Here is a 648-nt window from a genome sequence, read left to right on the forward strand (position 1 = left end):
TGGCGACTTATCAGACCGGACTCTTTCATCAGACGACGCACCTTCCAGCGACCTATCGGAATACCGGCTTTTCTCAATTGGTGCATTAACGTGCGACTCCCCGCCGCCCCACGGCTGGCTGAGTGCAGTTCCCTGAGCCGCACCTTAATTTTCAGTCGGTTATCATCAATCCCTTTCCGGCTCCCGGCATAATAAGCACTACGAGAAACATTCAAGAGACGACAAAGGTCAGTGACCGGTCAACACCGACTTAGCCGTGTGATTAAAGCGTAAACTTGCTGGGGGTTTCGCTCATCAACACGGCAGCCTGCTTTAAAATGGCTTTCTCCATTTCCAGACGCCTGACCTGGGCTTCCAGCGCTTTAATGCGCTGTTGTTCAGGTGTCAGCGCGATACCGGAAGGGGTAATCCCGTTCAGTTCGGCCTGATATTGTTTTATCCACTTGCGCAAGGTGCTGGGGTCGAGTTCAAGAGCCCGGGCCACATCAGGCACACGTTGCCGGTGTGTAATAACTTGTGTAATCGCCTCCAGCTTGAATTCCGTGGAGAAGCGACGTTTAGTTTGATGATTGTTCATAGACTACACCTCAATTGACTGTTGTCACATTAACAGGCTTTTGATGTGTCCGGGAATATTAGACCACAACA

At 50.9% G+C, this 648-nt stretch carries 2 protein-coding genes; both read right to left on the bottom strand.

Annotated elements, in window-relative coordinates; translation table 11 throughout:
• The coding region (locus EAE92_RS24160; protein ID WP_214069868.1) for an IS3 family transposase at positions 1 to 215 on the bottom strand (215 nt) is incomplete at its 3' end.
• A 47-nt stretch (positions 216 to 262) separates the two neighbouring features.
• On the bottom strand, positions 263 to 577 hold the full coding sequence (locus tag EAE92_RS24165; protein ID WP_214069869.1) for a transposase: 315 nt from the start codon (positions 575 to 577) through the stop codon (positions 263 to 265).
• Positions 578 to 648 lie beyond the last annotated feature (71 nt).

This window comes from Photorhabdus hainanensis (assembly GCF_018448965.1).
GTDB classification, from domain to species: domain Bacteria; phylum Pseudomonadota; class Gammaproteobacteria; order Enterobacterales; family Enterobacteriaceae; genus Photorhabdus; species Photorhabdus akhurstii.